Origin of the sequence: Cupriavidus cauae (assembly GCF_008632125.1) — a bacterium.
Classification (GTDB): domain Bacteria; phylum Pseudomonadota; class Gammaproteobacteria; order Burkholderiales; family Burkholderiaceae; genus Cupriavidus; species Cupriavidus cauae.
In genome coordinates this window covers 93830-109880 of the sequence record NZ_VWRN01000022.1, presented here as the reverse complement: position 1 = coordinate 109880, position 16051 = coordinate 93830, and the positions used below count along the sequence as shown (strand labels likewise).

17 protein-coding genes and 1 pseudogene are annotated in these 16051 nt (G+C 68.4%); 17 read left to right on the top strand and 1 reads right to left on the bottom strand.

Annotated features, from left to right (window positions below):
* Positions 1-6: 6 nt before the first annotated feature.
* Entirely contained in the window at positions 7-537 is a 531-nt protein-coding gene (locus F1599_RS06815) for a GNAT family N-acetyltransferase (protein ID WP_149319721.1), read from the bottom strand.
* Between the two features lie 332 nt (positions 538-869).
* On the opposite strand from F1599_RS06815, the gene F1599_RS06810 reads away from it, so the two are divergent.
* From F1599_RS06810 to hisA, 17 genes and pseudogenes are all read left to right on the top strand, one after another.
* Complete coding sequence (locus F1599_RS06810) at positions 870-2051, top strand: Bug family tripartite tricarboxylate transporter substrate binding protein (protein ID WP_150082617.1); 1182 nt, start codon at positions 870-872, stop codon at positions 2049-2051.
* 299 nt (positions 2052-2350) lie between these two features.
* A complete protein-coding gene (locus F1599_RS06805; RefSeq protein ID WP_255650892.1) occupies positions 2351-3199 on the top strand; it encodes an ABC transporter ATP-binding protein in 849 nt (282 codons plus the stop codon).
* A gap of 26 nt (positions 3200-3225) precedes the next feature.
* A complete protein-coding gene (mlaE, locus tag F1599_RS06800) occupies positions 3226-3987 on the top strand; it encodes a lipid asymmetry maintenance ABC transporter permease subunit MlaE (protein ID WP_150082635.1) in 762 nt (253 codons plus the stop codon).
* Between the two features lie 49 nt (positions 3988-4036).
* A complete protein-coding gene (gene mlaD, locus F1599_RS06795; protein WP_006575761.1) occupies positions 4037-4516 on the top strand; it encodes an outer membrane lipid asymmetry maintenance protein MlaD in 480 nt (159 codons plus the stop codon).
* Positions 4513-5346, top strand: coding sequence for an MlaA family lipoprotein (locus tag F1599_RS06790; RefSeq protein WP_150082616.1), 834 nt, complete (start codon positions 4513-4515; stop codon positions 5344-5346). The genes mlaD and F1599_RS06790 overlap by 4 nt, the downstream gene beginning before the upstream one ends.
* 230 nt (positions 5347-5576) lie before the next feature.
* Complete coding sequence (locus F1599_RS06785) at positions 5577-6200, top strand: MlaC/ttg2D family ABC transporter substrate-binding protein (RefSeq protein WP_149319718.1); 624 nt, start codon at positions 5577-5579, stop codon at positions 6198-6200.
* 164 nt (positions 6201-6364) lie between these two features.
* Positions 6365-6772: pseudogene (locus F1599_RS26590) on the top strand (STAS domain-containing protein); the annotation flags it as partial.
* A gap of 301 nt (positions 6773-7073) precedes the next feature.
* Positions 7074-8123, top strand: coding sequence for an ABC transporter ATP-binding protein (locus tag F1599_RS06775; protein ID WP_149319716.1), 1050 nt, complete (start codon positions 7074-7076; stop codon positions 8121-8123).
* Positions 8124-8200: 77 nt separating this feature from the next.
* Positions 8201-8971 carry an ABC transporter permease gene (locus F1599_RS06770; protein WP_149319765.1) on the top strand — a complete coding sequence of 257 codons (771 nt, stop codon included), beginning with the start codon at positions 8201-8203 and terminating at the stop codon, positions 8969-8971.
* A 67-nt stretch (positions 8972-9038) separates the two neighbouring features.
* Entirely contained in the window at positions 9039-9311 is a 273-nt protein-coding gene (locus tag F1599_RS06765) for a BolA family protein (RefSeq protein WP_149319715.1), read from the top strand.
* A gap of 16 nt (positions 9312-9327) precedes the next feature.
* On the top strand, positions 9328-10581 hold the full coding sequence (gene murA / locus F1599_RS06760) for a UDP-N-acetylglucosamine 1-carboxyvinyltransferase (protein WP_150082614.1): 1254 nt from the start codon (positions 9328-9330) through the stop codon (positions 10579-10581).
* 15 nt (positions 10582-10596) lie between these two features.
* Complete coding sequence (gene hisG, locus F1599_RS06755; protein ID WP_149319713.1) at positions 10597-11259, top strand: ATP phosphoribosyltransferase; 663 nt, start codon at positions 10597-10599, stop codon at positions 11257-11259.
* A 31-nt stretch (positions 11260-11290) separates the two neighbouring features.
* Positions 11291-12619, top strand: coding sequence for a histidinol dehydrogenase (gene hisD / locus F1599_RS06750; protein WP_149319712.1), 1329 nt, complete (start codon positions 11291-11293; stop codon positions 12617-12619).
* 54 nt (positions 12620-12673) lie between these two features.
* Complete coding sequence (hisC, locus tag F1599_RS06745; protein WP_150082613.1) at positions 12674-13774, top strand: histidinol-phosphate transaminase; 1101 nt, start codon at positions 12674-12676, stop codon at positions 13772-13774.
* Positions 13775-13778: 4 nt separating this feature from the next.
* Positions 13779-14366, top strand: a complete 588-nt coding sequence (gene hisB, locus F1599_RS06740; protein ID WP_150082612.1) for an imidazoleglycerol-phosphate dehydratase HisB — start codon at positions 13779-13781, stop codon at positions 14364-14366.
* 144 nt (positions 14367-14510) lie between these two features.
* On the top strand, positions 14511-15164 hold the full coding sequence (hisH, locus tag F1599_RS06735) for an imidazole glycerol phosphate synthase subunit HisH (protein ID WP_150082611.1): 654 nt from the start codon (positions 14511-14513) through the stop codon (positions 15162-15164).
* Between the two features lie 90 nt (positions 15165-15254).
* Positions 15255-16001: a 1-(5-phosphoribosyl)-5-[(5-phosphoribosylamino)methylideneamino]imidazole-4-carboxamide isomerase gene (gene hisA, locus F1599_RS06730; protein WP_149319709.1), complete on the top strand. Its 747-nt coding sequence runs from the start codon at positions 15255-15257 to the stop codon at positions 15999-16001.
* Positions 16002-16051 lie beyond the last annotated feature (50 nt).

Here is a 16051-nt window from a genome sequence, read left to right as displayed (position 1 = left end):
GCAGGGCTACGCCCCGAGCTGCCTGCCCATCACCACCGCCCCTTCCCCATAGCGCGACAGCTTCGTCGCCGCTTCCCCGGCCAGCGCCACCGGCGCATACCCCAGCCCCTGCCACCAGCGCGCCGCGCTCTGTACCGCGATCAGCCGGGAGCAGCGCAGGCCGGCCTGCATCGCACCGTGCCTGGCCTTCTCGTACAGCCGTTTCGCCAGCCCTTGCCCCTGTCCGGCGGGCGCCACCGCCATGTCGTGGATGAACCAGGTCAGCGGCGTTTCGTCGGCGGCGAAACCGTCGTGCCGCAGCACGCGGTCGAGCGGCGGCAGCGTCTCGCGCGGCCATGGGTGGGTCAGCAGATAGGCGGCGAGCCGGCGCGGCGCCTCGGCGTGCGCGGCGACCCAGCACAGCGCCGGCGCCAGCGCCAGGCGGCTGGCCAGCGCGTCGGCCGATTCGATCAGTTCGGGGCGGTAGCACTGCGCCTGCACTGCCAGCACATCGGGCAGATCGGCCGCCGCCATCGGCCGCAACAGGAATTCGGACATGGCGCGGATTATAGGGCTCGGCAATCGGCGAGCCGCTTTGCAATGGACGACCGGTCCGCAACGGCGAACGCTTGGTACAAGGGACCGCTCCGCAACAGGGACCACTCCGCAACAGGGACCACTTCGCAACAGGGACCACTCCGCAACAGGGGACCACTCCGCAACCAGGCGGCCGCCCGATGTGCGTCGGGGTTGACCCGGCTATGGTTAACGCGGTCTGTGCTCGCCGGAACCGACTCCGTACAATCGTCCACAGCAAGAACAACGCTGCCTCGCTCACCCCTGTCTGCCAATCCAGGCGCCCCGCCAGCGCGGCGCCCCGGAGGATCTCGATGCCCGAAGTACGCATGCTTGCGCGGCTTTGGCGAGGTAAGGCGACGTTGCACTTCCCCGCCGTGACGGCGACCGGCGCGCGCACTGCGCGGCCGGGCGCGGCTTCCGGCCCCGGGCGCGCGGCGGTCATGATGTGCCTTCTGTCGGCTCTCCTCGGCCCGGCCAGCGACGCGCTGGCCGCACCCCCGGTCGCGCGATCCGCCGCGCCATCCACCGCGCCCGCCACCGCGCCCGCCACCGCGCAATCTGCGGCGCCATCCTCCGCCGCACGCTCCGCCCCGATGTCGTTCCCCGCCCGCCCATTGCGGCTGGTCGTGCCGTTTCCCGCCGGCGGCGTGCCGGACGCCATCGCCCGCACGCTGGCCGAGAAGCTGACCGCCAAGCTGGGCGTGCCGGTCGAGGTCGACAACCGTCCCAGCGCCAATGGCACCACCGCCGGCGACGTGGTCGCCAAGGCCAGCTCCGACGGCCACACGCTGCTGCTGCACCAGTCCACCATGCTGATCCAGTCCGGCGTGGAGCCGCTGCCCTACGACGTGGTGCGCGACTTCACGCCGGTGGCGCGGGTCGCGGCGATGCCGCTGTTCCTGGTGATCGACGCGCGGCTGCCGATCCGCACGGCGCAGCAGTGGCTGGCGGCGGTGCGCGCCAACCCGGGTGCCTACAGCGTCGGCACGGCGCAGGCCGGCACTCCGGCCCATCTGTATGCGGAATACGCGGTGCGCGGCATCCCCAATGGCGTGCCGCTGGTGACTGCCAAGGGCGAGGCGGCGCTGGTGCAGGAGATGCTGGCCGGCCGCATCAGCGCGTGCTTCTGCAACTTCGCGGCGGTCCAGCAGCATGTGCGCGAGGGCACCCTGCGGCTGCTCGGCGTGGCCGGCTCGGCGCGTTCGTCGCTGGCGCCCGGCGTGCCGACACTGCACGAGAGTGGACTCGACGGCTACGGCGCAGGGCCGTGGCTTGGCGTGCTGGCGCCCGCCAAGACCCCGCGCGCGATCGTGGCGAAGCTGGCCACGGTGCTCGACGAGGTGGTGCGCGAGGGGGACGTCGCGCGCCGGCTGGAATCGGTCGGGCTGACGCCGCTGCGCGACTCGCCCGAGGCCTTCGCCACCTCGATCCGCTCGGAATCGATCCAGTGGCAGGTGATCCTGCGGCAGGCCGGCGGACCGGTCGAACCTTGAGTCTCCTCCCACGGCCGGCGTTGCGGGGAAGGGCATCAGGAGGGCGTCAACTGGGAGGGCGTCAACTGGGAGGGCGTCAACTGGAAGGGCGTCAACTGGAAGGGCGCCAACTGGGAGGCGCCAACTGGGAGGCGTCAACTGGGAGGGCGCCGGGCCGCGGGGCACTGCCATGCCTTGGCCCGGAACGCAACCGATTCCGCTTCGTCGCCCGATAGCGCACGTCGCGCCGCGTTGCAGCATTTCATCGCGGGCGCATTGCCCGGCACGCGCCCGGACGAGTATAGGTATTAGCACTTATAATGCCGACCGTCCCTAGCGATGCCAACGTGACTGAAACCACACCCAACCTCGTCGAGCTGCAAGCGGTCGACTTCGCCTATGCGGCGGGCGGCAAGCCCATCCTGTCGGGCCTGTCCATGCGGATTCCGCGTGGCAAGGTCGTCGCGGTCATGGGCGGCTCCGGCTGCGGCAAGACCACCGTGCTGCGGCTGATCGGCGGCCAGGTCCGGCCGCAGCGCGGCCATGTCCGCTTCGACGGCGCCGATATCCCGGCGCTGGACCGCGCCGGCCTGTATGCGGCACGGCGGCAGATGGGGATGCTGTTCCAGTTCGGCGCGCTGTTTACCGACCTGTCGGTGTTCGACAACGTCGCCTTCCCGCTGCGCGAACACACCGACCTGCCCGAGTCGATGATCCGCGACCTGGTGCTGATGAAGCTCAACGCGGTGGGCCTGCGCGGGGCGCGCGACCTGATGCCCGCGCAGATCTCGGGGGGCATGGCGCGCCGCGTGGCGCTGGCCCGGGCCATCGCGCTGGACCCCTCGCTGCTGATGTACGACGAGCCCTTTGCCGGGCTCGATCCGATTTCGCTGGGCCTGACCGCGCGGCTGATCCGCACGCTGAACGACGCGCTCGGCGCCACCACGATCATCGTGTCGCACGACGTGCACGAGACCTTCCAGATCGCCGACTACGTGTATTTCATCGCCGAAGGCCGCATCGCGGCGGAAGGGGAGCCCGAGGCGCTGCGCGCCTCGACCGATCCCTTCGTCCACCAGTTCGTGCATGCCGAGGCCGACGGCCCGGTGCCGTTCCACTACGGCGGGCCGTCGCTCGCCGAGGACTTCGTCGGCGGGGCGGGGCGGTGATGGGCGCACTCTACAACGCAATCGCGATGGTCGGCTCGGCGGTGCGCCAGAGCGTCGAGGGCCTGGGCATGGCCACGCGCATGTTCTTCGCGATGCTGGCGATGTCGCCGTCGATGCTGCGCCGCTTCCGGCTGGTGTCGGACCAGATCTTCTTCGTCGGCAACCTGTCGCTGGTGATCATCGCCGTGTCCGGGCTGTTCGTCGGCTTCGTGCTCGGCCTGCAGGGCTACTACACGCTGAACCGCTACGGCTCCGAGCAGGCGCTAGGGCTGCTGGTGGCGCTGTCGCTGGTGCGCGAGCTGGGGCCGGTGGTGACCGCGCTGCTGTTCGCGGGGCGCGCCGGCACTTCGCTGACCGCCGAGATCGGCCTGATGAAGGCGGGCGAGCAGCTGACCGCGATGGAAATGATGGCGGTGAACCCGCTGCAGCGCGTGGTCGCGCCGCGCTTCTGGGCGGGCGTGATCGCGATGCCGGTGCTGGCGGCGATCTTCAGCGCGGTCGGCATCCTGGGCGGCTACATCGTCGGCGTGCAGCTGATCGGCGTCGACGCCGGCGCCTTCTGGTCGCAGATGCAGGGCGGCGTCGATGTGCGCGACGACGTGCTGAACGGCGTCATCAAGAGCTTTATCTTCGGCATTGCCGTGACGTTTATCGCCTTGTACCAGGGCTACGAGGCCAAGCCGACGCCCGAGGGCGTGTCGCGCGCCACCACCCGCACCGTGGTGATCGCGTCGCTCGCCGTGCTGGGGCTCGATTTCCTGCTGACGGCGCTGATGTTCAGTACCTGAGCCCCGCATGGGCGCCGTCGCATCCCGCTGGTTGAACTAGAGAATTCCGATGAGAAAGAACGCACTCGATTTCTGGGTGGGGCTGTTCGTGGTGGCCGGCTTCGTGGCCCTGCTGTTCCTCGCGCTGAAGGCCGGGAACATGAGCGCCTTCACCTTCGAGGACACCTACACCGTGCAGGCCCGCTTCGACAATATCGGCGGGCTGAAGGCACGTGCTCCGGTCAAGAGCGCCGGCGTGGTGGTGGGCCGCGTCGCGCAGATCAGCTTCGACGACAAGAACTACCAGGCCACGGTGACGATGCACCTGGAGCAGCGCTACCAGTTTCCCAAGGACACGTCGGCCAAGATCCTGACGTCGGGGCTGCTAGGTGAGCAATACATCGGCCTCGAAGCGGGCGGCGATACCGCCATGCTGGCCGACGGCGCGCGGATCACGATGACCCAGTCGGCCGTGGTGCTGGAGAATTTGATCGGGCAGTTCCTATACAACAAGGCGGCCGACGCGGGCGGCACGGGAGCGGAGAAATGAGGGGTTCGGGAGTTCACGGGCGCTGGCTGCTGGCCGGCGCGATGGCGGTCGCCCTGGCGGGCTGCGCGACGGGGCCGGACGCCAATCCGCGCGACCCGCTCGAGCCGTTCAACCGCGAAGTCAACAAGATCAACGAGGACTTCGACAAGGGCGTGATGCGCCCGATCGCCGAGGTCTATGCCGACTACGTGCCGTCGCCGGTGCGCACCGCGGTCAGCAACGTGTTCTCCAACGTCAGCGACGTCTACTCGGCGCTGAACAACCTGCTGCAGGGCAAGCCGACGCGCTTCGCCGAGGACACCATGCGGGTGGCGATCAACACCGTGCTGGGCATCGGCGGCCTGATCGACATCGCCACGCCGGCCGGCCTGCCCAAGTACAAGGAAGACTTCGGCCAGACGCTGGGCGTGTGGGGCGTGCCGCCCGGCCCGTACCTGGTGCTGCCGCTGTTCGGTCCGAGCACGGTGCGCGACACCGGCGGCATGCTGGTCGACCGGCAGGCCGACCCGTCGGCCTACCTGCATCCGGTCTGGATGCGCAATACGCTGATCGGCGTGCGCGTGGTCAGCGCCCGCGCCGAGCTGCTGGGCGCCAGCAGCCTGGTCGAGATGGCCGCGCTGGACCGCTACTCGTTCATGCGCGACGCCTATCTGCAGCGCCGCGAGTACCTGGTCTACGACGGCAATCCGCCGGACCGCGAGGACGATGGCATCGACGGCGACGCCAAGCCGACGCCCCCGAGCTCCGGTTCGGGCGAAAGCCTGCCCGGCCAGACCATGCCGGTGCCGCCGGTGGCGCCGTCGCTGTCGCCCGGGCGGCTTGGCCTGTGAGGGATTGCTGAACACCGACGCTGACCCTGACGCTGAGAGGCGCCGGCGTCACCGCGGTCGACGGGCGGCCCGCCGGCTTTGTGAGCGCCCGGTCACCGCTGCAACAAACTGTGATAACCGGTGCCAGCGCCCCGCGCCCCCGGCACCATGAACTTGCCCGGGGTGCGCGCTCTCCAACTCAACGCACCCCCCCGCCGCCCCCGGCGGAACAAGATAGACAAGGAAAAACCATGTTCAAGCGACTGTTGCTTCCCTTCATCGCCGCCTTCGCCATGGCCGGCGCGGCCATGGCCCAGAGCCCGGACACCTCGACCCCGGACGGCCTGATCAAGGCGCTGGTGGACGACGTGATGGCCACCGTCAAGGCCGACAAGGAAATGCAGGCCGGCAGCATCCCCAAGATCACCGCGCTGGTCGAGCAGAAGATCCTGCCGAACGCCAACTTCCAGAAGACCACGCAGATCGCGATGGGCCGCAACTGGGCGAAGGCGACGCCGGAGCAGCAGAAGCAGATCGTCGAGGAATTCAAGATGCTGCTGATCCGCACCTATGCGGGCGCCGTCTCCCAGATCCGCGACCAGACCGTGCAGTTCCGCCCGTTCCGCGCGGCGCCGGAAGACACCGAGGTCACCGTGCGCACCCAGGTCATCAACAAGGGCGAGCCGATCCAGATGGACTACCGCCTGGAGAAGACGCCGCAGGGCTGGAAGGTCTACGACATCAACGTGCTGGGCGCCTGGCTGACCGAAGCCTACAAGGGCAGCTTCAACACGATCGCCAGCCAGCAGGGTATCGAAGGCGTGATCAAGACCCTGCAGGACCGCAACCGCCAGTTGGCCAGCGCGAAGGGCTAAGCCCGCTGAGCCAGCAGAGCAAGTCGAGCCCTGGCGCGGCTGCCATGCCGTGACGACGCGGCGCAGCACGTGGATGCTGCGCCGCGTTACAATGCCGGCCCGGTGCCAAGCTTCACCCGCACCGGCCGTTTTGCCCCGACCAAGCCCCTTACCGACCGACCGCCTCGATGCTTTCACTCGGAACCTCGCTGACCAACCGCAACGCCGCCGCCGTGCTGCGCGATGCGGCCGCGCGCGTCGCGCAAGGGGAAGCGCAGGTCGATTGCAGCGCGCTCGGACAGGTCGATTCGTCGGCGGTGGCCGTGATGCTGGCGCTGCATCGCGATGCCAGCGCGCGCGGCCGGACCCTGGCGTTCGTCGGCGTGCCGCAGCAACTGGCCGCGCTCGCCAGCCTGTACGGGGTCGATACGCTGCTGGCGCTGTCGCCGCAGGACCCGGCATCGGTGCCGGCGCAAGCGGTTGCCGACATTGCGGCCGAACCTGTCGCCGAACCCAGGGCCGAATCCAGGGCCGAATCCGCGCCTGCTTCGGCCGCCGCCCCCCTCGAGCAAGCCGGCTTGCATCGACATTGAACCGGCATCCGCGGTGAGCGCGAGGCGATGGCCCGCGCCGGCACCGTCGCGATGCCTCGGCGCCGGCCGCCAGCCGACGCCGCGTCCCAAGCGGGGACCTCCTCGCATCCCCTATAATTCCGGGTTATTCGTTCGTCAGCACCGCCCGCGCGCCAACGCGCGATGCGCCTGCCACGCCGGCAGCCGGCAAGCCAGGCGGGCGACCAGTCCGGCAGCTGTATCACCCTCAGGCGGTCCCCGCCATTTCCAGGAGCCCGGCGCGGCAGCGCGACGCTCGCACGCCCGCCAGACGATATCGGCCATGAAAGCCATCGAAATCCAGGATGTCCGCAAGCGCTACCGCAATCTGCAGGCGCTCAAGGGCGTCAGCTTCAGCGTCGAGCGCGGCGAATTCTTCGGCCTGCTCGGCCCCAACGGCGCGGGCAAGACCACGCTGATCTCGATCCTCGCCGGACTGAACCGGGCCGACTCGGGCCAGGTGCGCGTGCACGGCCACGACGTGGTCGGCGATTACCGGGTGGCGCGCCGCATGCTGGGCGTGGTGCCGCAGGAGCTGGTGTTCGATCCGTTCTTCACCGTGCGCGAGACGCTGCGGCTGCAGTCGGGCTATTTCGGCCTGACCCGCAATGACGACTGGATCGACGAGATCATGGCCAACCTGGACCTGACCGACAAGGCCGACGCCAACATGCGGCAACTGTCGGGCGGCATGAAGCGCCGCGTGCTGGTCGCGCAGGCGCTGGTGCATCGTCCGCCGGTGATCGTGCTCGACGAACCGACCGCGGGCGTCGACGTGGAGCTGCGCCAGACGCTGTGGAAATTCATCTCCCGGCTGAACCGCGAAGGTCATACCATCATCCTGACCACCCACTATCTGGAAGAGGCCGAGGCCCTGTGCGACCGCATCGCGATGCTCAAGTTCGGCGAGGTGGTGGCGCTGGACCGCACCAGCAGCCTGCTGAGCCAGTTCGCCGGCCTGCAACTGGTGCTGACGCTGTCGGCCGGCCGTCTGCCGGCCTCGCTGGAGCCGCTGCGGATGCCGTCCAATCCGGGCGAGCGCGCGATCCGGCTGCGGTTGTCCGGCTACCAGGTGGTCGAACCGATCCTCGCGGCTTGCCGCGAGGCGGGCTGCGAAATCGAAGACATGGAAATCAACAAGGCCGACCTCGAGGACGTATTCGTGCAGATCATGGGGAGAGAAGGGCGCAAGCCGGCTTCGCGTGACGCCGGAGCGGACCGCGACGCGGACAGGGACGCTGACGGCGGCGCGAGCGGCGACGGCGGCAAGCGCGCCGCGGCCCCGACCGAACCGGTCAATGCCACCCCTTCCTCGCTGGAGAGCCCGGTATGAAACATCCTGCCGGACTCGATCAGGCGCAACAGGACGCCCGTCACGGCGGCGGCGACGACAGCCGGCACCTGGCGCCGATGGCGGTGGGCGGCCTGGTGGGCTTTCGCACGCTGCTCTACAAGGAAGTGCTGCGCTTCTGGAAGGTCAGCTTCCAGACCGTTGCCGCGCCGGTGCTGACCGCGATCCTCTATCTGCTGATCTTCGGCCATGTGCTGGAGGACCGCGTCCGCGTCTACGACCAGATCAGCTACACCGCCTTCCTGGTGCCCGGGCTGGTGATGATGAGCATCCTGCAGAACGCGTTCGCCAACAGCTCGTCGTCGCTGATCCAGTCCAAGATCACCGGCAACCTGGTGTTCGTTCTGCTGCCGCCGCTGTCGCACTGGGAGATGTTCGGCGCCTACGTGACCGCCGCCATCGTGCGCGGGCTGGCGGTCGGCCTGGGCGTGCTGCTGGTGACGGTTTGGTTCGCCGACCTGCATGTGGCCAATGTCGCCTGGATCGTCGTCTTCGCGCTGCTCGGCGCCGGCATGCTCGGCACGCTGGGCCTGATCGCCGGCATCTGGGCCGAGAAGTTCGACCAGCTGGCCGCCTTCCAGAATTTCCTGATCATGCCGGCGACCTTCCTGTCCGGCGTGTTTTATTCGATCCACTCGCTGCCCGCGTTCTGGCAGACGGTGTCGCACGCCAACCCGTTCTTCTACATGATCGACGGGTTCCGCCATGGCTTCTTCGGCGTCTCCGACGTGTCGCCGTGGTTCAGCCTGGCCGTGGTGGCGAGCGCCTTCGCGGTCGTCGCGGCCATCGCGCTGCGGCTGCTGCAGACCGGCTACAAGCTGCGGCACTGATCTTGCGAGACCAGGCCGGGCCGACACGCGCGAGAGCGGGACGCACACAGACGAAACGAGATTCACCATGCTGCCTACACCGGAACAAGTCAGGGACTACATCGCCCAGGGGCTGCCCTGCGAACACCTCGAAGTGGAGGGCGACGGCCAGCACTTCTTTGCCACCATCGTCAGCGCCGAGTTCGAGGGCAAGCGGCTGATCCAGCGCCATCAGCGCGTCTATGCCGCGCTCGGCGACCGCATGCGGGCCGAGATCCACGCGCTGTCGATGAAGACGCTGACGCCGGCCGAATGGCAAGGCGGGCAGGGCGAACATGCCGGCCAGCCCGGCCAGCGCTGAGCGGCCGCGCATCCTCATGGATCAACTCGAAATCCACGGCAACGGACCGCTGCGCGGCGAAATCCGCGTCTCGGGGGCGAAGAACGCCGCCCTGCCGATCCTGTGCGCGAGCCTGCTGACGGCCGACACGCTGACCCTGGACAACGTGCCTGATCTGCAGGACGTGCGCACCATGCTGGCGCTGCTGCGCCAGATGGGCGTGCAGGTCGAGCAGGACGGCACGCACCTGACGCTGAACGCGGGCGCGATCCTCTCGCCCGAGGCGCCCTATGAAATGGTCAAGACCATGCGCGCGTCGATCCTGGTGCTCGGGCCGCTGGTCGCGCGCCTGGGCGAGGCGCGGGTATCGCTGCCCGGCGGCTGCGCCAGCGGTGCGCGGCCGGTCGACCAGCACATCAAGGGCCTGCAGGCCATGGGCGCCGACATCGCGATCGAGCACGGCTTCATCCACGCGCGTGCGCGCCGGCTCAAGGGCGCGCGCATCGTCACGGACATGATCACGGTGACGGGCACCGAGAACCTGCTGATGGCGGCCACGCTGGCCGAGGGCGAGACCGTGCTGGAGAACGCGGCGCGCGAGCCCGAGGTCACCGACCTGGCCAACCTGCTGGTGAGCATGGGCGCCCGCATCGAGGGCATCGGCACCGACCGGCTGGTGATTCACGGCGTCGAGCGCCTGCACGGGGCCGAGCATCGCGTGATTGCCGATCGCATCGAGGCCGGCACGTTCCTGTGCGCCGCCGCGGCGACGCTGGGCGAGGTGGTGGTGCGCGATGTCCCGCCGGTCATTCTGGACGCGGTGCTCGACAAGCTGGTTGAAGCCGGTGCATCGATCGAGCGCGGCGCCGACTGGGTGCGGCTGTCGATGCGCCAGCGCCCACGGGCGGTCAGCTTTCGCACCTCCGAATACCCGGCCTTTCCGACCGACATGCAGGCGCAGTTCATGGCGCTCGATTGCGTGGCCGACGGCACGGCGCGGGTCACCGAGACGATCTTCGAGAACCGCTTCATGCACGTGCAGGAGCTGAACCGGCTCGGCGCCAATATCGCGGTCGAAGGCAATACCGCGGTGGTGACCGGCGTGCCGCGCCTGTCGGGCGCGCGCGTGATGGCGACCGATCTGCGCGCCTCGGCCAGCCTGGTGATTGCCGGCCTGATCGCCGACGGCGAAACGGTGATCGACCGCATCTACCACCTGGACCGCGGCTACGACCGCATGGAAGACAAGCTGTCCGCCGTCGGTGCGCGCATCCGCCGCATCGCCGGCTGACCCACGAACAAGACGATGAGCCCTTCTCCGAACCAGCTGACCCTGGCCCTATCCAAGGGCCGGATCTTTACCGAAACCATGCCGCTGCTGGCGGCCGCGGGCATCGAGGTCACCGAAGACCCGGAAACCTCCCGCAAGCTGATCCTGCCGACCACCGACCCGGACGTGCGCGTGATCATCGTGCGCGCCTCCGACGTGCCCACCTATGTGCAGTACGGCGCCGCCGACTTTGGCGTGGCGGGCAAGGACGTGCTGATGGAGCATGGGATGGCCGGCCTGTATGCGCCGATCGACCTGAATATCGCCCGCTGCCGCATGTCGGTGGCGGTGCCGGCGGGCTTCGACTATGTCCGCGCGGTACGGCAGGGGGCGCGGCTGGCGGTGGCGACCAAGTATGTGCAGACCGCGCGCGAGCATTTCGCCAAGAAGGGCGTCCACGTCGATCTGATCAAGCTGTACGGCTCGATGGAGCTCGGTCCGCTGGTCGGGCTGGCCGATGCGATCGTCGACCTGGTCAGCACCGGCGGCACGCTGCGCGCCAACAATCTGGTGGAAGTCGAGGAGATCGTGCAGATCTCGTCGCGCCTGGTGATCAACCAGGCCGCGCTCAAGCTCAAGCGCGAGCGGCTGGCGCCGATCCTCGAAGCGTTTGAACGGGCCTCCGCGGCCGTGGCGTGATGCCATGGCCGACGGCCCGGGGAATGGAGTCATGAACGAACAAAGCCTGAACATCCGCCGACTGGACTCGGCCAGCACGGACTTCCCCGTGCGGCTGCGCCAGCTGCTGGCCTTCGAGGCCGGCGAGGACGAGGCCATCGAGCGCGCCGTTGCGCAGATCCTGGCCGACGTCAAGGTGCGCGGCGATGCCGCGGTGCTCGAATACACGATGCGCTTCGACCGTGTCGAAGCCGAATCGCTGGCCGCGCTGGAACTGTCGCCGGCCGAGATGGACGCCGCGCTCGAGGAGCTCGAGCCCAAACGCCGCGCCGCGCTCGAGGCGGCCGCGGCGCGCGTGCGCGCCTACCACGAGAAGCAGAAGATCGAATGCGGCAGCCATAGCTGGGAATACGCGGAGGCCGACGGCACCGTGCTCGGCCAGAAGGTGACGCCGCTCGATCGCGTCGGCCTCTATGTGCCGGGCGGCAAGGCGGCCTATCCGTCATCGGTGCTGATGAACGCGATTCCGGCCCGCGTCGCCGGCGTCAAGGAAGTGATCATGGTGGTGCCGACCCCGGGCGGCGTGCGCAACCCGCTGGTGCTCGCAGCCGCGGCGATCGCCGGCGTCGACCGCGTGTTCACCATCGGCGGTGCCCAGGCGGTCGGCGCGCTCGCATACGGTACCGAGACGCTGCCGCAGGTCGACAAGATCGTCGGCCCGGGCAACGCCTATGTCGCCGCGGCCAAGCGCCGCGTGTTCGGCACGGTCGGCATCGACATGATCGCCGGCCCGTCCGAGATCCTGGTGATCTGCGACGGCAGCACCGACCCGGACTGGGTCGCGATGGACCTGTTCTCGCAGGCCGAGCACGACGAGATGGCGCAGTCGATCCTGCTGTGCCCGGATTCCGGCTATCTGCTCAAGGTCGAGGACAGCATCCGCCGCCTGCTCGACGACATGCCGCGCCGCGACGTGATCGCGGCCTCGATCGGCGGCCGCGGCGCGCTGATCAAGGTACGCGACATGGACGAGGCCTGCGACATCGCCAACGCGATCGCGCCCGAGCACCTGGAGATCTCCGCGCTCAATCCGCGCCAGTGGGCCGAGAAGATCCGCCACGCCGGCGCGATCTTCCTGGGCCAGTTCACCAGCGAATCGCTGGGCGACTACTGCGCGGGGCCGAACCACGTGCTGCCGACCTCGCGCACCGCGCGCTTCTCGTCGCCGCTGGGCGTCTATGACTTCCAGAAGCGCTCGAGCCTGATCGAGGTCAGCGAGGCGGGCGCGCAGATGCTGGGCCAGATCGCCGCGGAACTTGCCTATGGCGAGGGCCTGCAGGCGCATGCCCGCAGCGCCGAATACCGCCTCAAGCGCAGTTGATTTGCCGGGGCGGCCCGCGTGCCGTCCCTTTACTCCCCAACCGAAGAGGAATCCATGTCAGCAGTCGAGCCTTCCCTGATCGAGCGAATCATCCGTGACGACGTCCGCGCCATGGGCGCCTATCACGTGGCCGATTCGCACGGTCTGATCAAGCTCGACGCGATGGAGAACCCGTACCAGTTGCCTGCGCCGCTGCGCGAGCAGCTCGGCAAGCGGTTGGCCGAGGTCGCGCTGAACCGCTATCCGGTGCCGACCAGCGAGGCGCTGCGCGCGCGCCTGAAGCACGTGATGGATGTGCCCGCCGGCATGGAGATCCTGCTCGGCAACGGCTCGGACGAGATCATCAGCATGCTGGCGCTGGCGGTCGCACGGCCGGGCGCCAAGGTGATGGCGCCGGTGCCGGGCTTCGTGATGTACGCGATGTCGGCGCAGTTCACCGGCCTCGAGTTCGTCGGCGTGCCGCTGCGCGCGGACTTCACGCTGGACCGCGCCGCGATGCTGGCCGCGATGGCCGAGCACAAGCCGGCGGTGATCTACCTCGCCTATCCGAACAATCCGACCGGCACGCTGTTCGACGAGCAGGACATGGAGGCGATCGTGCGCGCCGCGCAGGGCGAGGTCTGCCACAGCCTGGTGGTGGTCGACGAGGCCTACCAGCCGTTCGCGCAGCACAGCTGGATGCCGCGGCTGCCGGAGTTCGGCAATCTGCTGGTGATGCGCACCGTGTCGAAGCTGGGCCTGGCAGGCATCCGGCTCGGCTACCTGGCCGGCGATCCGGCCTGGCTCGCGCAGATCGACAAGGTGCGCCCGCCGTACAACGTCAACGTGCTGACCGAGGCGACGGCGCTGTTCGTGCTCGAGCATGTCGACGTGCTCGACGAACAGGCCGCGCAATTGCGTGCCCAACGCGCCAGCGTGGCCGCGGCGATGGCCGCGCATCCGGGCGTTACCGTGTTCCCCAGCGCCGGCAATTTCCTGCTGGTGCGCGTGCCCGATGCCGCGCGAATCTTCGATCGGCTGCTCGCGCGCAAGGTGCTGATCAAGAACGTGAGTAAAATGCACCCATTGCTGGCCAACTGTCTGCGCGTGACGGTCAGCACCCCCGAAGAAAATGCGCAGTTTCTCGAGGCGTTTGCCGCCTCGCTGCAGGATTAGCACCATGCGTGTTGCCGAGGTCACCCGCAATACCTCCGAGACCCAGATCCGCGTCGCGCTGAATCTGGACGGCACCGGACGCCAGCTGCTGGCTTCCGGCGTTCCCTTCCTGGACCACATGCTGGACCAGATCGCCCGCCATGGCATGTTCGACCTCGAGGTCGAGGCCAAGGGCGACACCCATATCGACGACCACCATACGGTCGAGGATGTGGGCATCACGCTGGGACAGGCGGTGGCCAAGGCCATCGGCGACAAGAAGGGCATCAGCCGCTATGGGCACAGCTACGTGCCGCTCGATGAATGCCTGTCGCGCGTGGTGATCGATTTCTCGGGCCGCCCGGGGCTGGAGTTCCACGTGCCGTTCACCCGGGCGCGCGTCGGCAGCTTCGATGTCGACCTGACCATCGAGTTCTTCCGCGGCTTCGTCAATCATGCCGGCGTGACGCTGCATATCGACAATCTGCGCGGCATCAATGCCCACCATCAATGCGAAACGGTATTCAAGGCCTTCGGCCGGGCGCTGCGCATGGCGGTAGAGCTGGACCCGCGCGCGGCCAATACGATTCCGTCGACCAAGGGCACGCTCTGATTTCGATACCGGTCCGATGAAGGGTGGCGGGGTTTTCCTGCTGCCGCCCACGCCGACCGGTTTCTACCGATCTCTACCGGACTCCACCACCCTCCACCGTTTCCGAGGGGACGGCCACGCGATGCCACGGCCGTTTCCAACATCATGACTACGATTGCAATTGTGGATTACGGCATGGGCAACCTGCGCTCGGTGGCGCAGGCGCTGCGCCGTGCGGCGCCCGACGCCGATGTGCGCGTCGTCGATGCGCCCGAGGGCATCCGCGCCGCCGAGCGCGTGGTGCTGCCCGGCCAGGGCGCGATGCCCGACTGCATTGCGGCGCTCAATGCCTCGGGGCTGCGCGAGGCCGTGCTCGAGGCCGCGGCCAGCAAGCCGCTGCTGGGCGTGTGCGTTGGCGAACAGATGCTGTTCGAAGCGAGCAGGGAAAGTAGGGCCGGTGCGGACAGCACGCCATGCCTGGGCCTGATGCCGGGCGAGGTGGTCCGCTTCGAGCTCGACGGCATGACGCAGCCGGACGGCTCGCGCTACAAGGTGCCGCAGATGGGCTGGAACCGCGTTCGCCAGACCCGCCCGCATCCGCTGTGGCAGGGTATTCCCGATCAGAGCTGGTTCTATTTCGTCCACAGCTACTATGTGCAGCCGCGCGATTCCGCCCATACTGCCGGGGAAACCGAATATGGCGTCGTGTTTACCAGCGCGGTGGCCCGGGATAATATTTTTGCCACGCAGTTCCACCCGGAGAAAAGCGCCGCACTCGGCTTGCAGCTCTACCGGAATTTCGTGGACTGGAAGCCCTGATTCACCAAGCCGTTCGACGCAGGCAAGGCCGGGCCGGCAGCGCCGGTCCCGCCAGGACAACCTTTTTACTTCAACACGCTCGTCACGCTTATGTTGCTCATTCCGGCCATCGACCTGAAGGACGGTCAATGTGTACGCCTCAAACAAGGCGATATGGACCAGGCCACCGTCTTCTCCGAAGAGCCCGCCGCCATGGCACGACATTGGGTGGAACAGGGCGCGCGGCGTCTGCACCTGGTCGACCTGAACGGCGCCTTCGTCGGCAAGCCCCGCAATGAGGCCGCGATCAAGGCCATCATCGCCGAGGTCGGCGAAGAGATCCCGGTCCAGCTCGGCGGAGGCATCCGCGACCTGAACACGATCGAGCGGTGGCTGGACGACGGCCTGTCGTACATCATCATCGGCACCGCCGCGGTCAAGAATCCGGGCTTCCTGAAGGATGCATGCTCGGCGTTCGGCGGCCACATCATCGTCGGTCTCGATGCCCGCGACGGCAAGGTCGCCACCGACGGCTGGAGCAAGCTGACCGGCCACGAGGTGATCGACCTGGCGCGCAAGTACGAGGACTACGGCGTCGAGGCGATCATCTACACCGACATCGGCCGCGACGGCATGCTGCAGGGCATCAACATCGATGCCACCGTCAAGCTGGCCCAGTCGGTGTCGATTCCGGTGATCGCGAGCGGCGGCCTGTCGAACATGAGCGATATCGACCGGCTGTGCTCGGTCGAGAGCGAAGGCGTCGAAGGGGTGATCTGCGGCCGCGCGATCTACTCCGGCGACCTGAATTTCGCGGACGCGCAGGCGCTCGCGGACAAACTCGGCGCCGGCCAGTAAGCCGTCGCCATTGCGCCCCCGGGGGGGCGCTGCTGCCCGCGTCGCGCCGT

What these genes read in the sequence shown, in the direction of transcription:
- mlaE (WP_150082635.1), top strand. Translation starts at nt 3,226, where the DNA reads ATGGTCGGCTCGGCGGTGCGCCAGAGCGTCGAGGGCCTGGGCATGGCC.
- hisB (WP_150082612.1), top strand. Translation starts at nt 13,779, where the DNA reads ATGCGTGTTGCCGAGGTCACCCGCAATACCTCCGAGACCCAGATCCGC.
- F1599_RS06770 (WP_149319765.1), top strand. Translation starts at nt 8,201, where the DNA reads ATGGCGGTGGGCGGCCTGGTGGGCTTTCGCACGCTGCTCTACAAGGAA.
- hisD (WP_149319712.1), top strand. Translation starts at nt 11,291, where the DNA reads ATGAACGAACAAAGCCTGAACATCCGCCGACTGGACTCGGCCAGCACG.
- hisG (WP_149319713.1), top strand. Translation starts at nt 10,597, where the DNA reads ATGAGCCCTTCTCCGAACCAGCTGACCCTGGCCCTATCCAAGGGCCGG.
- hisC (WP_150082613.1), top strand. Translation starts at nt 12,674, where the DNA reads ATGTCAGCAGTCGAGCCTTCCCTGATCGAGCGAATCATCCGTGACGAC.
- F1599_RS06775 (WP_149319716.1), top strand. Translation starts at nt 7,074, where the DNA reads ATGAAAGCCATCGAAATCCAGGATGTCCGCAAGCGCTACCGCAATCTG.
- F1599_RS06765 (WP_149319715.1), top strand. Translation starts at nt 9,039, where the DNA reads ATGCTGCCTACACCGGAACAAGTCAGGGACTACATCGCCCAGGGGCTG.
- F1599_RS06805 (WP_255650892.1), top strand. Translation starts at nt 2,351, where the DNA reads ATGCCGACCGTCCCTAGCGATGCCAACGTGACTGAAACCACACCCAAC.
- F1599_RS06790 (WP_150082616.1), top strand. Translation starts at nt 4,513, where the DNA reads ATGAGGGGTTCGGGAGTTCACGGGCGCTGGCTGCTGGCCGGCGCGATG.
- F1599_RS06785 (WP_149319718.1), top strand. Translation starts at nt 5,577, where the DNA reads ATGTTCAAGCGACTGTTGCTTCCCTTCATCGCCGCCTTCGCCATGGCC.
- F1599_RS06815 (WP_149319721.1), bottom strand. Translation starts at nt 537, where the DNA reads ATGTCCGAATTCCTGTTGCGGCCGATGGCGGCGGCCGATCTGCCCGAT.
- murA (WP_150082614.1), top strand. Translation starts at nt 9,328, where the DNA reads ATGGATCAACTCGAAATCCACGGCAACGGACCGCTGCGCGGCGAAATC.
- F1599_RS06810 (WP_150082617.1), top strand. Translation starts at nt 870, where the DNA reads ATGCCCGAAGTACGCATGCTTGCGCGGCTTTGGCGAGGTAAGGCGACG.
- mlaD (WP_006575761.1), top strand. Translation starts at nt 4,037, where the DNA reads ATGAGAAAGAACGCACTCGATTTCTGGGTGGGGCTGTTCGTGGTGGCC.
- hisA (WP_149319709.1), top strand. Translation starts at nt 15,255, where the DNA reads ATGTTGCTCATTCCGGCCATCGACCTGAAGGACGGTCAATGTGTACGC.
- hisH (WP_150082611.1), top strand. Translation starts at nt 14,511, where the DNA reads ATGACTACGATTGCAATTGTGGATTACGGCATGGGCAACCTGCGCTCG.